The sequence below is a fragment of the Methanosarcina sp. 2.H.T.1A.6 genome (assembly GCF_000979455.1).
Lineage (GTDB): Archaea > Halobacteriota > Methanosarcinia > Methanosarcinales > Methanosarcinaceae > Methanosarcina.
On sequence record NZ_JJOY01000005.1, the window covers coordinates 137,743 to 153,928 of the forward strand.

Below are 16,186 nucleotides of genomic sequence, written 5' to 3' on the forward strand. Positions count from 1 at the left end.
GATTTTAGGTGTGAAAAATGAAATCCGAATCCGGAACTCTTGTAAAAGCTATTTCTATTTTATTTGCAGCTTTTATTCTGTTCTCTTCATTTCCTCTACAGGTAAGTGCAGAAAATGAAATGACCCCGGGCATTGCCCTGGAAAAAGATTTGACTCTAAACACTCCCCACACACTTGTTGGAGGAAGCTCTTCAAGTACTTCTTTGCAACCCATGGTCACGGAAACCGGGAAAATAAATGTTTCTGTGGACGGGCTTGGGACTTCCGGCAGTGGTATTATTCAGGTGGAAAAACCTTCTTCGGGTTCAACCGTAAGGGATGCATACCTGCTTGCCACAGGTGTATGGTCATCCACGGTGCCCAATGGAAGTGTTTTGATTGATGGGAATGCTGTGTACTGGGATACCTCAGTCGATGCCACATGCCACAACTACTGGACAGATGTGACATCTCTAATAAAGCCAAAAATTGATGCCGAACCGGCTGGTCGAATTAATTTTACTATTACAGAGTTGAATCCGGGGTATACTGATGGCAGTGTTCTTGTAGTGATTTTTGACGATCCTTCTCAGAAGGTTGACAACACCGTTATACTGGCTTTTGGAGCACAGGACCCTGCGGGAGACACTTTTGAAATAAAACTTGCAGAACCTCTCGACAAAAGTAACCCGGATCTTGTGATTGATATGGGCCTTGGCATATCCTTCAGTTACCAGGCTAACGGGGGTGGCCAGGTCAGTCAAGTTGATGTAAACGGAGAAAGGGTTACAAGTTCGGCTGGTGGTGAAGATGACGGAAACATCTTTGGCGATGGACTCCTTACAGTGGGAGGGCTGGATGACAGCAATGAAAATCCTTCTGATCCATTAGCAGGCCCAAGCAATTCACGAACTGACGACGAACTTTACAACCTTCTGCCTTTCGTAGACAATGGGGCCACAAATATCACGGTATACACTTATAATCCTTCTACGGATGACAATATCTTCTTTTCATACGTTTTCCTGAAATCAACTACTGCGATGGTAGGCGAAGGGATTCTCCTGTCTCCTGTTTCCGGAAACGTTTCTGTCGGGTCTCAATATACCCTCGCCTCTATGGCGCAGGACGATGATGGAAATCCTCTCGAGGGAAAAGAGGTCCATTTCGTGGTCGTCTCAGGTTCTAATGCAGGTCAGAGCGGCTCTGCTACAACGGATGCAGCCGGGCGGGCTAATTTCAGCTATTTTGGGACTTTCACGGGTACTGACCTTATAGAAGCAAGCTTTGTGAACACCGCAGGCGAGACCTTCACGTCAAATCAGGCAAGCGTCGAATGGACCGCTCCTTTGCTTCTTCCTGTGGCAAACTTTGATTCCAACGTGACACTGGGAATCCAGCCCTTTACTGTGAGTTTTTATGACAGGTCCGAAAATGCAGCATCATGGAGCTGGGACTTTGGAGACGGAAACAGTTCGGAACTTCAAAACTGCACACATACATATTTTGAACCTGGATATTACACCGTATCCTTAACAGTGAACAATTCGGAAGGCAGCTCCAACACATCTGTCCGGGAAGATTATATATTCGTTCAAGCGCTGCCAATTCCTGCTTTCAGTGCAAACATTACTGAAGGTACCTTCCCATTGACAGTTCAGTTCACTGATGAATCTCAGTATGCTGAATCTGTTGAATGGAACTTCGGAGATGGAAGCAGTTCCACTACTCTGAATCCTGTTCATACCTATTCAGAAGCTGGTCTGTACAGCGTTTCCCTTGCAGCAACCGGAAATGGAACCTCAGTGACAAAAACCGTTGAAGACTACATCAATGTTACAATTCCTCCAATTCCTGCTTTCAGTGCAAACATTACTGAAGGTACCTTCCCATTGACAGTTCAGTTCACTGATGAATCTCAGTATGCTGAATCTGTTGAATGGAACTTCGGAGATGGAAACAGTTCCACTACCCTGAATCCTGTTCATACCTATTCAGAAGCTGGTCTGTACAGCGTTTCCCTTGCAGCAACCGGAAATGGAACCTCAGTGACAAAAACCGTTGAAGACTGTATTAATGTTACAATTCCTCCTGTTCCTGACTTCAGTGCCAATGTTACTGAAGGTACCTTCCCATTGACAGTTCAGTTCACTGATGAATCTCAGTATGCTGAATCTGTTGAATGGAATTTCGGAGATGGAAACAGTTCCACTACCCTGAATCCTGTTCATACCTATTCGGAAGCTGGTCTGTACAGCGTTTCCCTTGTAGCAACCGGAAATGGAACCTCAGTGACAAAAACCGTTGAAGACTGTATTAATGTTACAATTCCTCCCATTCCTTCTTTCAGCGCAAACGTTACTGAGGGTACCTTCCCGCTATCAGTCCAGTTCACTGATGAGTCTCAGTATGCTGAGTCTGTTGAGTGGAATTTCGGAGACGGAAGCAGTTCAACCGGCCTGAATCCCGTTCATACCTATTCGGAAGCTGGTCTGTATACGGTTTCCCTTACAGCAACCGGAAATGGAACCTCCGTTACAAAAACAGTTGAAGACTGTATTAATGTTACAATTCCTCCTGTTCCTGACTTCAGTGCCAATGTTACTGAGGGTACCTTCCCGCTATCAGTCCAGTTCACTGATGAGTCTCAGTACGCTGAGTCTGTTGAATGGAACTTCGGAGACGGAAGCAGTTCAACTGGCCTGAATCCTGTTCATACTTATTCGGAAGCTGGTCTGTACACTGTTTCCCTTACCGCAACCGGAAATGGAACTTCAGTGACTAAAACCATTGATAGTTACATCAATGTGACCATTCCTCCCGTCCCTGCTTTCAGTGCAAACATTACTGAAGGACTTTTCCCGTTGACAGTTAAGTTCACTGATGAGTCTCAGTACGCTGAAACCCTTGAATGGAATTTCGGTGATGGGGACAGCTCAAATGAACTCAATCCGATCCATACATACTCTGCTGCTGGCCTGTATTCGGTTTCCCTGACTGCAACCGGCAACGGGACTTCCGTGACAAAGACAGTTGAAAATTACCTCAACGTCACCCTTCTCCCAATCCCTGATTTTGGCGCAAACGTGACCACTGGCCCTTATCCACTGACTGTGCAGTTTATGGATAATTCAAGCTATGCCGAATCAGTTGAATGGAACTTCGGGGACGGGAGCGGCTCAAATGAACGAAATCCTGTGCACACCTATGAGGAACGCGGCCTCTATAATGTCACTCTGGATGCAAGCGGAAACGGGACAACGGTAAATAAGACCGTTGAAGACTTCATCAATGTCACAATACAGCCCTTCCCTCCCGCAGCAAACTTTTCGGCAAGCCTTATCAGAGGTCCTGCGCCTTTGACTGTAAGCTTCACCGATGAGTCTTACAATGCCGTTTCCTGGGAATGGGACTTTGAAGGGGACGGGCAGGTCGATTACACCGGGAAAAATCCGGTCCATACCTATGAAACTCCGGGAAGCTATGATGTGACCCTGTACGTTTCCAACGCTTATGGAAATGATACGAAGGTTGTGGAGGACTGCATCAACGTCCTGGCACATCCGGTAATTTCAGAGAGAAATCTGTCTAAAACAAGTGTTTATCCCGGTGAGGAATTTACTGTAAACCTTTCCGTTGAAACCGCCTGGGACCTCAAGAACCTCGCCGTAGTCGAAGATATTCCTGAGGGCTGGACTCTGATTCCCATAGACAACGCAGGCGCTGAATTCGACTCATCCTCCAATAAATGGGTCTGGGAAAACTGTTCGGCAGGCGAGTCCAGGCAGCTGATTTACACTCTGAAAGCTCCGCTTGATTCGGACTTTGGGATCTTCGAAATCAAAGGGAACGTTTCGGCAGAAGATTTGGTATCCATATCCGTTGAAGGTGAAAACGAGGTCACAGTCACCCCGATTGCTGACTATAACCCGAAAGCTCTGAAACTGCTGCACGTGGGAGACCCTGACCAGGAGTTCAACATCTCAACTCATATGCTCTGTAATTTCACCTGGTACGTGAACGGGAAAGAGTCCTCTGAAGGGAACGCGGAAAATAATGCTTATGCGTCTCTTGTCCTCTCCCCGGAAGCTCTCTGGAAAAATGGGGATTTCAAGAACAATTACACAAGTGTTGAAAACAGCAGTCTCTTTGCGGGCAAGTATGCCGTAACCACCAGAGTTTCAAACGGCAGTGCTGCTATAAACCATACCTGGAATTTCATTATCACAGATTCCGCGGAAAGCAAAGAAAATATCAATAACACGGTAGTGCTGCCGGTCAGGGAAGTACAGAGGAACGAATCTGTGACCTTTGATTTCACGGAGGACCCGGACAATACCGATGACAACAGCATCCTCGGAGTCTCTTTCAATGCTTCTTCAGCCGGAAATGTTTCCATTTTTGTCGAAGTCCTGAATGATAGGGCGTCTGAGGTTTCAGAAAACCCCGAAGGTGATGTTTACCAGCATATGAACATTCACCTCAGCAACCATACGGTTATGAATGAGACCGGTTCCGACTCAAAGTTTATTGATTTCAGAGTCAGCAGGTCCTGGATGGAAAAAGTTGTTCCGGGGACTGTCCGGTTGAACAGATACCACGATGGGGAATGGCAGCTTCTTAATACCTGGGAGACCGGTTCAGATGCAAAATATTACTATTTCCGTGCAGAGACTCCAGGCTTTTCCCCGTTCTCCATAACAGGCGAGAATATCTCCACACCACCTGTCTCTACTCCACACAGTGGAGGTCATGGGACCGGTTCGGCTACTATTGTTCCTGCTTCTTCGGCAGCTGAGGATGGAAATGTCAATGATGCCGGGAATGAAGATACGGACTCTGCTCTTTCGGGAGAATCTGATGATTCAGGAGAAAATAGTGCTTCGGGTTCGAGAGAGCTTGATGTTGACAAAGAGGGGCAGAACACCACGGAGCTTGATCAGGAAGGGGTCAGCGGGCAGGAAACCGGGCACAAGATCAGTTTCTCGATATCGATTCTGCTCTTGCTCCTTATTATAGGGGCATACCTGGTGTACCGGCAGACAAAAGAGAAAAAATAATTCGAATTTTAGTAGGAAGGAATTAATTCCTTCCTGACTTTTTTAGCCCTGAAAAATAATCCAGTTTTCAATGCATCATTTTTGGGAAGTCACTTATCAATAGTCACTGCACTCTGAAACTGTGTATTCCGTACTTTCAAGAATAGGCGTTTCCGGAAGCTTCCTTTCTATTCTGCAGATATTGAAAACTGCATGGGGAATAAGGCATCCCCTGGTGCAGTCCAGGGCGCATTCCTTAGTGCATTCGAGGGAGCAATCCGTTTGTCTTTCCATCTCCATGGTGAGATTACTTTGATTATCGGGCAGTCCCTGAAGAGGGAATTCCAGGTAGGTGAGTTCTTTGAATTTTTCGCAGGGGGTATCGATCTTTATGATAATCCTGTCTCCTTTCACCCTTCCCATTATCGTATGGCTAAAACCGCACATGCAGGAAGATACATTTATTTTTATCATTTTCAAAGCCCCTGCTATTTGATATGTTTTTAGAGTTTTCCTTTCAATATACTCCGCCGGTCATACTGTCTCTCTGAAGTCCGTTTACACTCAGAGCTGCGATGTTCTTGAAGTCTATTGCTTTTATCGGGCAGGCCCGTACGCAGCGCCTGCAGCTTGTCCCAAGGCAGTCCTGAGTCCTGCAGCTTGCAAAGAAACTTCCGTTTTTCTCGATGGTTACAAGGGCATTTTCCGGGCACTCCTCGTTGCAGCGCTTGCAGTAGAGGCAGCCTTCCACAGGGACTTCGAGGGTGATCCCCACGTCTTCTACGATCTCTATCGGGACATCTCCTGTTTCCTCGATATCTTTAGCTGCCCTTTTTTCCAGCACTGCATTCTCTACGGGTTCCGGGAGAGGGGGATATTTGTACATTCTCATGAACTTTTTGTATAGTTTCATGCTCATGCCCTCGGTCCAGTAGGAAAGTTCGCAGGTGTAGATGTTCTTGAAGGTCTCGCTGGTCGCCATCATCAGGTGGTCGGCTTTTATAGTTCCGGCAAGGGCGATGACCTCTTTGAGCCTGGACTCGTCAAGGAGGATTTCCCTGGCAAGGGCCATGGAAGTGTTTCCGAACTGTACGGCTTTTCTTGAGAAATCCGGGCAGGAGCCGATTTTCCTGGCTTTCTTGCAGTCCACATATGTTCCGGTGGCTCCGGACATGTAGACGTTTTCGAGCTCTTCGAAGGTTACTCCGGCTTCCAGAATAAGTGCAAGCTGGGCTGCGTGGATTGCCCCTATAGCTTTTCCGGCTTCGGAAATATCTTCGCTGGTGATTTCTATGTCTTTTCCAAGGATCAGCTTCCCGTTGGGCAGTTTAGGGGGCTGCTCCATAAGGCCCGTTTCCATGGCAACTGCGATAACTGCAATTACGCCTGTACCGGTAATACCTACAGCTTCGATTTCGCCCTTCTCAAGGATTTCCCCAGTAACCGGGTTTACAAGGTCTCCGGTTTTGCTTTCCATCTTTTCATTCAGGACCGTAAGACGCCAGTATTCCCCTTCGGAGTTCACGTCTGAAATCGCACCCGGGCTTGCAATCATCCCGCAGCTGATTCCCTGCCCTTCTATGGCAGGCCCTGCAGCCGCACTGCCGGTGATGATCCTATCCCCTACTTTTATTGCCATTTCTGCATTCGTGCCGTAGTCAGTGACAATGGAGACCTCTTTCTGGTTCAGGAAATCGGTTTCGATCATCATCGCCAGGGCATCGGCTCCTATCTCATGGGCGATAGCCGGAGGTACGGTTATTTCGCAATTCGGTAGGTCCAGAACACCTTTGAAAATTTCGGATGCCGGAAAGATCCTGGCACTCCTGTCCACATTCTCGACTCCAAGCCTTTTCTGCATGTTCTTTCCGGCAAAGGCGAGGTCTCTTATTTCAGAGTTCTGGAAAAGGGAAAGCTGGATCGGGTTTCCGCATACCACCAGTTTCTTAATGCTAGCTGGATCTGCATTCAGGGTCTCAATGATCTTCTTTACTGCGTCCAGTACGATATTGTTTGCAATATCTTCCCCTACTTCAAGGGCAAAGTCCAGGTGGTCGATCACATTGCCCCCCGGAAGGGGGTGCCTCATCGTCATTGCGGTTCTTACTACTTTTTTTGTTTCCAGGTCTATAAGCTGCGCTCTAAAGCCGCTGGTTCCCAGGTCAAGTGCGATCCCATACATTTTTCTTACTCCACTTGCAGCGATTGAAAATTCTTACTCCACTTGCAGCGATTGAAAATTGAAAAAAAATAAATTGGAGCCTATCCGCTGTATCAGGCTGTTATGAACTGGATATAATCCAGGGAGTGAAATGGGCTGCGCAGCGTTTTCACTATTATTTAATTTGTCTTTAACTAAGTTTTAGTCTTAAATGTATATAACATAATTCGGGGCTTGTCGTGAAGGGTCTTGATTTTAGTAGGGGTGCTGATTTTTGAGGGTGCATTGATTTTTCCGGGGGGTTGATTTCCGGAGGCCCTTCTTTTAAGGCATATACAACATATTTGTCAGTAAACTTCGTAAAAAAAGGATCGTAATAATAAAAACTTCTGATTTTTGCAATGTATTTATTTTGTAATGTTATCTATAATACTCGTTTCTCGCTTCAACAAGTGCCTTTATATTTTTAATCGGGGTCTTCGGGGCAATCCCGCAGCCAGGGGCAAGAATATCAATTCTTCCCTCCAGGCATCTTCTGGCTTCTTCTTTTATTTCTTCGCAGGTTCCGTTTAGCATTACCCCTGAAGAGGAAAGGTTTCCTATCAGGCTTGTTTTTCCTCCAACAAGTTTTTTTGCAGCTCGCAGGTCGGTTACTTTTTCTTCTATACTGATCCCCTGAAAACCGCATCTTGAAAGAGTTTTAAGGATAGAGGTTGAGTTCCCGCAAACATGTATGAGTTTTATTCCTTTTCCTGACCTGCAGAACCTTTCATACTCCGGTTTTATAAGGGCATCCATATGTCTGGGGTCAAGCGTGTCAGGTCCTGCTATCCCATCAACTATGCAGACAGCATCTGCTCCGGCTTCGTAAAGCATTTCTGTGTATATGGAACAGACTGCTCTTGTGACTTCAAGGCATTCTTTTAATATTTCGGGCTTTTTAAGTGTCCAGGTAAGGAAATTGTACGTACCAACCAATCTTGAAGCAAGGGATGCCGGACCTTCCATACCTGCTATAAGTGGAACTTCTTCTCCTACTTTTTTCCTCAGGATGGAAGTCACATCAAAAATCAGTGGTATTCTTCCTCTTTCCGTAAAGTCGGGGTGAAGCTCCAGCTTTTCCGGCTCCTTTGCAAAAGGGTGAGACCCCGGAGAAGGCTGGATATCGTATCTTCCCTGATTAATCCTGCATCCCATGGCTTCCGAGAGCACAGTGAGGCAGAAAGGGTAGCGCACGGCTTCAAGGCCTGCAAAAGTGTGGGCTGAAAGTGCCAGAGCTGCCATCTTCTCCGCATCAAAGTGAGCCTCAGGCCATGCAGCTCCACTCTCTTTCATAAGTTCTACGGTTCCGGTCTGGGTAACCGATAGAGCTGGCACTTTATCCACAGCTTTTCCTGTCAGGGTATTCAGAAAACGGTCTCTCAGGTCTGGATCTGCCATTTAAACCTGCCATCAAAAATCCTTTTGTTACTTAAGCCTCATAATTGGCTTCTTCTGGATATTTATTACAGGCTGGATCACTTTTATATTTTTCAGTTAAAATATCTGTGTACAAATTATATAAATCCATGCAAAAATGCTTTTTCTGAAGACAAATATGCGCCTTCAGCTCATTCTTTTGCTATGGCAACAAAGCTTGTAAATATAAGATTCAGAGAGTCTCACAAAACAAAGCTTGTAAAAATAAGATTCAGAGAGTCTCACAAAACAAAGCTTGTAGAAAAGAGATTTGTGGATTAAAAGAGATTCATGGATTAAAAGAGATTCATGGATTTATACAGGGTTGAAGTGGATAGAATGAAACTCTGTCAGGAAGCAGAGCATGAGAATAAAGATCCCTGGACTGTCGGGTAACGTTGACGTTCTATTATCAATAATCGGATTTCTGCCCCTTTTCCTGCTCGGAGGATTCCTGCAGTTTCCGGGGCATGCCGATCTTTTGGAGGTTTTTCAGGATTGGCAGCACTTTTTCAGCTCTTAAAATGGCAACAGAGCTTGAACAGTGCTTCTTTCCTGATTTTTATTTCGGCTCATTGCCCTCTCCTGCCTGGAGGTTTGAGGCTGAGAGCATTGAACCGTTTTTCCGTGGATTTAGACTTTACTTCTCCTAAGGCACGTTAAAATGGCAAATATGTGTTCTAGGGAAGTTTTTCTGGTCTACTCACTTTTTTGGAGATTGGATAACAATGCCTTTTGAGAGGGATGGGCATTGTCATCAGCGTGATATTTTGCCTTGTAATTCAGGACTTCGTGTGGAGAGAGTGTGGAAATCCCATTGAATTCTATTTTCTTTGAATTCTATAGGTTTAACTGAATGTGTGATTATTTAATTTAAAATATGGGGTTTTGACTTAATACGTGGATATTTTATTTGAATTATTGATCTGTGGTTTAATGTGCGGAGATTTGACTTAATATATATAGATTTCGCTGGATTTATTTTTCGGCATCTGCAGAATTAATTTCACTTATACAAGTGTCATTCTTAATAAGGTCCAGAAAGCTTCTGGAAATACATAAAGTTTCATAAATAAGAGGACGGACAAAAATGCCCGTCCCCTCAAACAGCAATTTTTACATTGCCTTTTTTGACTGGGTGATATCAGTGGGTTTATCCCATGATCTTCTTGTAGAGTTCCGGACCGGTTTCTGCTACAGTGTAGGACTGGGCAGTTACTGTGTCACATGGACCTCTTGGTGGGACTTCACAACCGGTTGCAATCACGTACTTGGACTGCATTCCATTCTCCTTGAGAGTGTTCAGGACGCTCTTCTGGAGGTCAATTGTGTCGTTCCTGATCTTTGATATGTTCTCGGGGCTGTTGTCCATGAATGCGATAGGACTGACTTCCCCAGCGAACATGACATCTTTCCCGTAATTCTCAATGAGGTACTTGTGGTCCTTGGAGCCCTTGCTTACCTGCTCGGGGTAGAAGGTGTAGCTGTAGTACTGGGTGTTCCACTTGCTCATAAGGTCCCAGTGAGGGGCATCTGCACAGTTGTGGACAACCATGGGCTTGTTGTACTCCTTGTAGAGCGGGGCGAAGACGTTCTGCATGACCTTTCCTTCGGTCTTCATGTATTCGTCTGCTCCGAGGATGATGTTGTTAGTCCAGAGAGTTGCCAGACAGAGGTTGTCGGGCTGGGCTTCCTCGAACATCATCTTGGCCATTTCCTTACAGTACTCGGTGGTCTGGTCAAGGGCTTTGAGGACAACGTCGGGGTTGGTCCTGAGGTCAGAGAGTACACGGGTTGCTCCCATGATCTGGGTCAGGGCTACCATTGGGCCTTCGAAAAGAGCTGTGATAGGTGCATCAATTGCCTTTGCCTTCTCGGTTGCGAGTTTGTTACCCTGAATAAGGTTGTATGCACGGGTACCTTCCTTGATCTCGGGGATTTCCATGGTTTCGTAGTCTTCAAGGTGACCGATTGCTGCAGGGGTGTCTTCTTCAGGGACTCTGATGGTTGCACCGAAGTCACTTGCGACAACACAGAGGTCGGTAAGGCCTACGAAGTTGTCAATGTTGAAGTACTTGGTACCTGCGACTGCACTGGCTGCATACATTTCTGCCTTGGTGGAGTAGTCTGCGTAGGTGCAGGGTACAAACTTCCTGGAGAGACCGCAGATGAGAGGTGCTACCGGGAGCCTGTCGACCTTCTTGTCCTGGAATGCGGAGACGAACCTTTCCTTCTTGGTCATGGTCTCATTGAACTTGGGTACAACGGAGTCGTACTCTGCGAGGATCTTCTCTGCGGTGATGAGCCCAACGTCGATTTCTTCCTTGGTGCCCTTCTGTGCGAGGATTTCCTTGTACTTCATCTTGCTTGCTGAAACTGAGGCTTCGCTCCATGTATCGGCAGGAAGTGCGCTGAGGAGGGAGGCAAGTTTTTCGACTGCTCCGCTTGCGTCACCGGCTGTGCCATCTGCTCCGATGGATTCTGCGTATTCCCTGGAAATGGGTGCGCCGCCGACCATGACTACGAGGGAGTCCCTGAGGCCTGCTTCCTGAAGCTGTTCGATAACAGTCTCCATGCCGCCCATGGTGGTGGTCATCAGGGTGCTCATGGAGATTGCAACTGCCTTATTTTCCTTTGCAGTTTCAGCGAATTTATCGAGTGGGACGTCGACACCGAGGTCAATTGCGTTGTAGCCTGCAGCGGTGATCATTGTCTTGACGAGGTTCTTACCGATGTCGTGCACGTCACCTTCAACAGTACCAACGACGACGTTCCTTGGAACAGCGGTTGCGTCAGTCTTTATGTGAGGGGTCAGGATCTCCATACCTGCATACATTGCATCTGCTGCGAGCAGAAGGCTGGGGACGAAGGCTTCTCCCTTCTCGTACATGTCACTGACTACGTTCATGCCCTTTGCGAGACCATCAATGATCGCTTCATATGCGTCGACTCCTTCGTCAAGAGCTTTCTGTGCGAATTCTTCTGCAAGATCGTCGTCTCCTTCGACGACAGCATCCATTAAAGCGTTTAAAATTTCTTCTTTTGCCATATTAAACCTCCATTTTTCAGGATTAGATATGCCAGATCCTGGCATCCTGTTTTTACTGCTTCGGGCAGGGTTCTCTAAAGGATCCCCGTCCTTAATTTTTCCATAGAGCTACTGATACCTATCCAGTACCTGATGCCTATCCAGTAGCTATTTCTCCAACCTAACGATCTTTCGTCAGCATGCCTGAAAATAGCCGCTCTTCCATCTCCGGATGGTCATCTTTCTGCTATGGCTGTTTACATTCTGATAGTATCATTCAATATTATATAGCATAGCCGATGCTGTTTTTGTGTAATCTGCAAATATTTTGTCGTGCTCTTATTTTTTTGCCTTTCCTGTTTTGCGGGCATGTTTAAGTTTTCAGCTGTATCCTTTTCAGGAGGCCTTATTCTCTGGCAAAGGGGGGCTTTCAGGGAGAGCAGGAATATCTGTAAAGGAGGGCTTTCAGGGAGAGCAGGGAAATTGTTTAATCAGGACATTTTGGAGAAAAAGAAAATTAGTAAATGAGGGCTTTTGGGGGAGGGGGTGAAAAAAGTTTTTCTCGCTGAATAACCAGGTTCAAAAAAACAGGTGCCTTCAAAAATAACGCTACCTCAAAATATTTGGGGGTATTGTTTTTGTGCATGAATCAATCTTTACTGAGCAGTGAGATTAATTCCATGAAATTAATTCCATGAAATTAATTCTGTGAAATTAATTCCATGAATTTAATTACAGTGGAGGATGGAAAACTTCTGATAGCATTGAAGTTTCTGAAGATTTTCAGGAAAAAAGAGGAAAATGTCGCATAAAAGCAAATGAAAACTATCTATTTGGAATGGTTGACGGAGGCGCAAATAATCAGCTTCCGGGGTTGCAGCTGAATGCACCGCCTTTTTTGTTTAATTTACTTTTTCCGAAAGTCCTATGTAGTAATCAGCAAGTTCGTTTCCCCATTCAATGGCACTGTTGTTGAAACTCATGATATTTCTGTGATCAAACTCTCCTTCCTTTCCGAAGAGTTTCAGCATCATAAATTCATTTGAAATTATGAAGGAAGAAGGCTTTATTTTTCCCCTGTAAATATAGAGTGAAACATTGTTTTCAAGCAGCAAGTTGTATGTGTCCTTAAAATCATTTTTCAGTCTTATGTATACCTTTTCATCCAGAATCAGGTCCACTTTTGCTCCGTTCTTTGCACAGGTTGCCTGAATTGAAGGGCATTCGGGGCAAAAGAATGAGTAAAAGCTCCTTAACCTCTCGGACCTGCCTAACATTTCTTTCAGGTCTTTTGGGAATTCAAAGAGGTGATCCAGGTCAGGCTCATCCAGTTTGCATTTTCCAAGCATATGTATTTTCTTCATCAGATGCTCAGGGATTGGCCTTCTATCGTGCTTTGACCAGTAATTGTTATTTCCTTCAAAAACCTGGAGGAGACCCGTTAAGGGCAGCATTTTTTCAACAATTATTTTTCCTATATCTGAGAGTTCGTAGGTGTCCCTTTTCTGGATAATGACATCCATGTCTTTCAACTTTTTTAGCTGTGGCATTATAGAAAATACGTCTCCATGAATTCCGTCTTTGATTTCATCGGCGCTTTTTGGTCCATTTGCCAATTGGATCAGAATTTCCTTCCTTTTTTCAGAAAAAAAAATTAAATCTATAAGTCCTGTCATAATATCAACTTCTAGCCTCGTACCCCGGGACACTATAAAAAGTAATTCCTCTCAGCATTATAGTCCTTTTTATACCGCAGCGATTAAGAACCGCCATTGACCGTTCAGTTCCTGAATCAGTCGAATTATCTTTTAATCTCCGGATGTGGCAGATTTCAACTGCAACAACAATAGCAATCATCAGGGCAACGGTATTTTTCCTCAACTTTGGGACTAACTCTATATATCATAATTTGAGGTTTCACACGAAGGTCTTCGGTTTTACAGGAGGATTTTTATTTTATAGGGGGCCTGTTTTTTCCAGGGGTATGTTTTTTCAGATCACTTCTATTTCTCAGGGATCTATTCTTCTTATCCTATCTCAGGAGTTTTGCCTTCGATAATAAAGGAAGATTTAAAAGAAGATTACAAAGGAAGATCACTGAGCCTTCTTCCCTGAGGGGTTTTCTGGATATATACTTTTCTTTCCTGGAGGCACCTTTAAATGGCAAACCCGTACCCTCCAGGAAAAGTATTACATGTTCTTTTACCGGCTCGTCGATGAGAATCTTGTCCCTTATCGTCCTTGCCAGTTTCGCCATTCCGGCCTGGCTTTCTATTTAGGGCTTGTTGGTGTTTTTAGCTCACTTGCCATGTCTTTTCCCCGTTTGCTGCAATCCCTGCCGTTTATTTCCCGGGACACTACTCCGATCTTCGCATTCCAGCGCCAAAACTCGCTCTTCCAAAATACGTTCTTATGCCAGTTTTCCGGTTGTTCCTACACCGAGTCCGACCAGGCGGGTTTCCAGTGGGGATTTTCCAATGCTTCCCACATCATTCTTTTTCAGGTCGAATTCCACGTTGCCCATATCGAGGCCGTAACTGTCCATATATTCCGAGACCAGCCTGTGGCTGAGCTTAAGCCCGTAATCCAGGGCTTCTCCGTAGTCCTCAAAAACTTCTTTTCCAAGCTCAGAGAATACCGAATATGCTGCATTTCCTGCGGCAGTCGGGCGGATAAGGACCTCTGTCCTGTGGATTACTTTTCCTACAAGAGCGCCAACGGCATTTCCTACCTCATGGAATGCAGGAATCCGGATCTCCGCATCCACTGCTTCATTCAGCTCTTTAAGGTAGGCTCTCACCGGAGCTCCTACAAGTACCACCGGGACCTTTATATGGAATTTCAGGAAAGCCTCCTTTACTATCATTTTTTCAACGTCTTCTTTCTTCAGATCGTCTGCAAAGAAGGAGACCAGTTCAAGGGTGAGTTTTCTTACGACTTCAGCTTTAACCTGGGCTGAAAACTCTTCCGCTCCTTTTTTGAGATTCTTTCCAAGGACTTTAGCGCCTATGAAGGAAGCTCTTCCGTCCCATCTTACATATTCCCCGAGCACATGCAGGGCATCGGTTGGGGTAAACCCTATCTGGCTTACGTGCCTTTTTCGGATCAGGTTCTTCAAAGTTCCTGCGAACATAAGCGGATGTTTTCCAATCCTTTCCGAAATCTCGAATACCGAAAGAGGCTCTGTCCACATGTGTTCGATTATTGCAATCTCATCTTCTTCAAGCTCCTCGCTAAGAAGCTCAGGGAAATTCACCCCGTTCCTTATGAAAAATGAGGTCGGCTGTATAATCTCATCCATAATGCTTTCTTTTGGAGTGTCGGTTTTTTCGAGTTTCTCCAGAATCTCCGGAAACTCTGAAGCTGCCAGGCAGAGAGGGATCACCCTTGTGGGCCCCAGGTAGGTTTTTCTCTTAATCCAGACAAGGCTGTCTCCTCCAAGGGCCGAGGTGTCCATCCTGATCGCTTTTACCATTGTTTTCCAGCCCCCGACTTTTGCTCCCGTGTCGCTGATCTCGGGAATGCCTCCGGAAATCATGGCAATATCGGTACTTGTGCCTCCCACGTCCACTGTCACACAGGTGTCCAGGCCTGTCAGGTGTGCGGCTCCTACAAGGCTTGCAGCGGGTCCGGAAAAGATTGATTCTACAGGCTTTTGCAGGGCTTCTTCGATGCGGACCAGGGACCCGTCGCATTTCATCATCATCAGGGTTGCCTTTATCTCTTTTTCTTCCATTACAGCCTGGACGGATTTGATAAACTGCTTGCTTACCGGGATCAGTTCGGCGTTCAGGAGAGCTGTCACAGCCCTTTCGTAAGCCCCAAGGCTCATGGAAAGTTCGTGCCCGCAAACAACAGGCATGTCAGTTATTTCCTGAATTAATTCCTTGACCCTGAGTTCATGTTCCGGGTTCCTGACTCCGAAATAACCGGAAACTGCAAAAGCAGCTACTTTGTTCTTTATCTGCCTTACAAATTCTTTTACGGTTTCCAGGTCTTCAAGAGGAGCAATTTCGTTTCCATCGGAATCGTGGCCTCCTCCTATTGATATTACATAATTGCTGGCAAGTTTTTTCGGGATAGTGTGCCCTATAAGGATCAGCCCTGCAGGGTAGCCTTTACCCTCAAGAGTGGTATTGGTAGCAAGAGTTGTAGAAACAGAAACGAATTTTATCCTTTTCAGGTCATCCGGGTTCAGCCCTTCAATTGAATTCTTTATTCCCCTTATAAGGTCAGGATAAGTTGTAAGCGCTTTATTCGACTCGATCACGGTTCCGTTTGACATATCCATAATAGCGGCATCGGTATATGTTCCACCAGTATCAATGCCCAGTCCCAGATACATTACATTCCTCCTCTGCAACTTCTATGGCTGGTCTTCTCTCATCTGCTTCAGTCCCTGTCTCTAACATTTCTAGCCAACCTTACCTCTGCTTTCTCACAATTCTGAGAGCCCGACATAATTTCAAAGGCAAAAACCTTTTTCAAAAAAGATCTTACAGTTTTTACTTTGCGGCTTTT

Annotated in this window: 10 protein-coding genes; 2 read left to right on the plus strand and 8 right to left on the minus strand. The window is 45.6% G+C overall.

Features of this window, described 5'->3' with window-relative positions; all coding sequences use genetic code 11:
- Positions 1-17: 17 nt before the first annotated feature.
- Positions 18-5,039, plus strand: coding sequence for a PKD domain-containing protein (locus EO98_RS01385; protein ID WP_048160022.1), 5,022 nt, complete (start codon positions 18-20; stop codon positions 5,037-5,039).
- A 96-nt stretch (positions 5,040-5,135) separates the two neighbouring features.
- On the opposite strand, the gene EO98_RS01390 is transcribed toward EO98_RS01385, so the two are convergent.
- The 3 genes from EO98_RS01390 to mtaA form a co-directional block, all read right to left on the minus strand.
- Entirely contained in the window at positions 5,136-5,492 is a 357-nt protein-coding gene (locus EO98_RS01390; RefSeq protein ID WP_052734580.1) for a DUF6951 family protein, read from the minus strand.
- Between the two features lie 43 nt (positions 5,493-5,535).
- Entirely contained in the window at positions 5,536-7,200 is a 1,665-nt protein-coding gene (locus EO98_RS01395; RefSeq protein ID WP_048142981.1) for a methylamine methyltransferase corrinoid protein reductive activase, read from the minus strand.
- A 399-nt stretch (positions 7,201-7,599) separates the two neighbouring features.
- The gene (mtaA, locus tag EO98_RS01400; protein WP_048142979.1) at positions 7,600-8,619 is read right to left on the minus strand and encodes a methylcobamide:CoM methyltransferase MtaA; all 1,020 of its coding nucleotides are present in this window, start codon (positions 8,617-8,619) and stop codon (positions 7,600-7,602) included.
- Between the two features lie 382 nt (positions 8,620-9,001).
- Here mtaA and EO98_RS18995 point away from each other — a divergent pair, with 382 nt between their 5' ends.
- Positions 9,002-9,160, plus strand: a complete 159-nt coding sequence (locus tag EO98_RS18995; protein WP_156164125.1) for a hypothetical protein — start codon at positions 9,002-9,004, stop codon at positions 9,158-9,160.
- A 630-nt stretch (positions 9,161-9,790) separates the two neighbouring features.
- Here the strand turns inward: EO98_RS18995 and EO98_RS01410 are convergent.
- From EO98_RS01410 to EO98_RS01430, 5 genes are all read right to left on the minus strand, one after another.
- Positions 9,791-11,686, minus strand: a complete 1,896-nt coding sequence (locus tag EO98_RS01410) for a uroporphyrinogen decarboxylase family protein (protein ID WP_048142974.1) — start codon at positions 11,684-11,686, stop codon at positions 9,791-9,793.
- Positions 11,687-12,567: 881 nt separating this feature from the next.
- Entirely contained in the window at positions 12,568-13,281 is a 714-nt protein-coding gene (locus tag EO98_RS01415; protein ID WP_235283891.1) for a winged helix-turn-helix domain-containing protein, read from the minus strand.
- Positions 13,282-13,345: 64 nt separating this feature from the next.
- Positions 13,346-13,546: a hypothetical protein gene (locus tag EO98_RS01420; protein WP_048143742.1), complete on the minus strand. Its 201-nt coding sequence runs from the start codon at positions 13,544-13,546 to the stop codon at positions 13,346-13,348.
- Between the two features lie 151 nt (positions 13,547-13,697).
- Positions 13,698-13,922 carry a hypothetical protein gene (locus EO98_RS01425; RefSeq protein ID WP_048142967.1) on the minus strand — a complete coding sequence of 75 codons (225 nt, stop codon included), beginning with the start codon at positions 13,920-13,922 and terminating at the stop codon, positions 13,698-13,700.
- 153 nt (positions 13,923-14,075) lie between these two features.
- Entirely contained in the window at positions 14,076-16,010 is a 1,935-nt protein-coding gene (locus EO98_RS01430) for a hydantoinase/oxoprolinase family protein (RefSeq protein ID WP_048142965.1), read from the minus strand.
- Positions 16,011-16,186: the final 176 nt, after the last annotated feature.

Bases quoted from the DNA above. Each gene is read 5' to 3' on its own strand.
- EO98_RS01385 (WP_048160022.1), top strand. From the start codon at position 18: ATGAAATCCGAATCCGGAACTCTTGTAAAAGCTATTTCTATTTTATTT.
- EO98_RS01390 (WP_052734580.1), bottom strand. From the start codon at position 5,492: ATGATAAAAATAAATGTATCTTCCTGCATGTGCGGTTTTAGCCATACG.
- EO98_RS01395 (WP_048142981.1), bottom strand. From the start codon at position 7,200: ATGTATGGGATCGCACTTGACCTGGGAACCAGCGGCTTTAGAGCGCAG.
- mtaA (WP_048142979.1), bottom strand. From the start codon at position 8,619: ATGGCAGATCCAGACCTGAGAGACCGTTTTCTGAATACCCTGACAGGA.
- EO98_RS18995 (WP_156164125.1), top strand. From the start codon at position 9,002: ATGAGAATAAAGATCCCTGGACTGTCGGGTAACGTTGACGTTCTATTA.
- EO98_RS01410 (WP_048142974.1), bottom strand. From the start codon at position 11,686: ATGGCAAAAGAAGAAATTTTAAACGCTTTAATGGATGCTGTCGTCGAA.
- EO98_RS01425 (WP_048142967.1), bottom strand. From the start codon at position 13,922: ATGGCGAAACTGGCAAGGACGATAAGGGACAAGATTCTCATCGACGAG.
- EO98_RS01430 (WP_048142965.1), bottom strand. From the start codon at position 16,010: ATGTATCTGGGACTGGGCATTGATACTGGTGGAACATATACCGATGCC.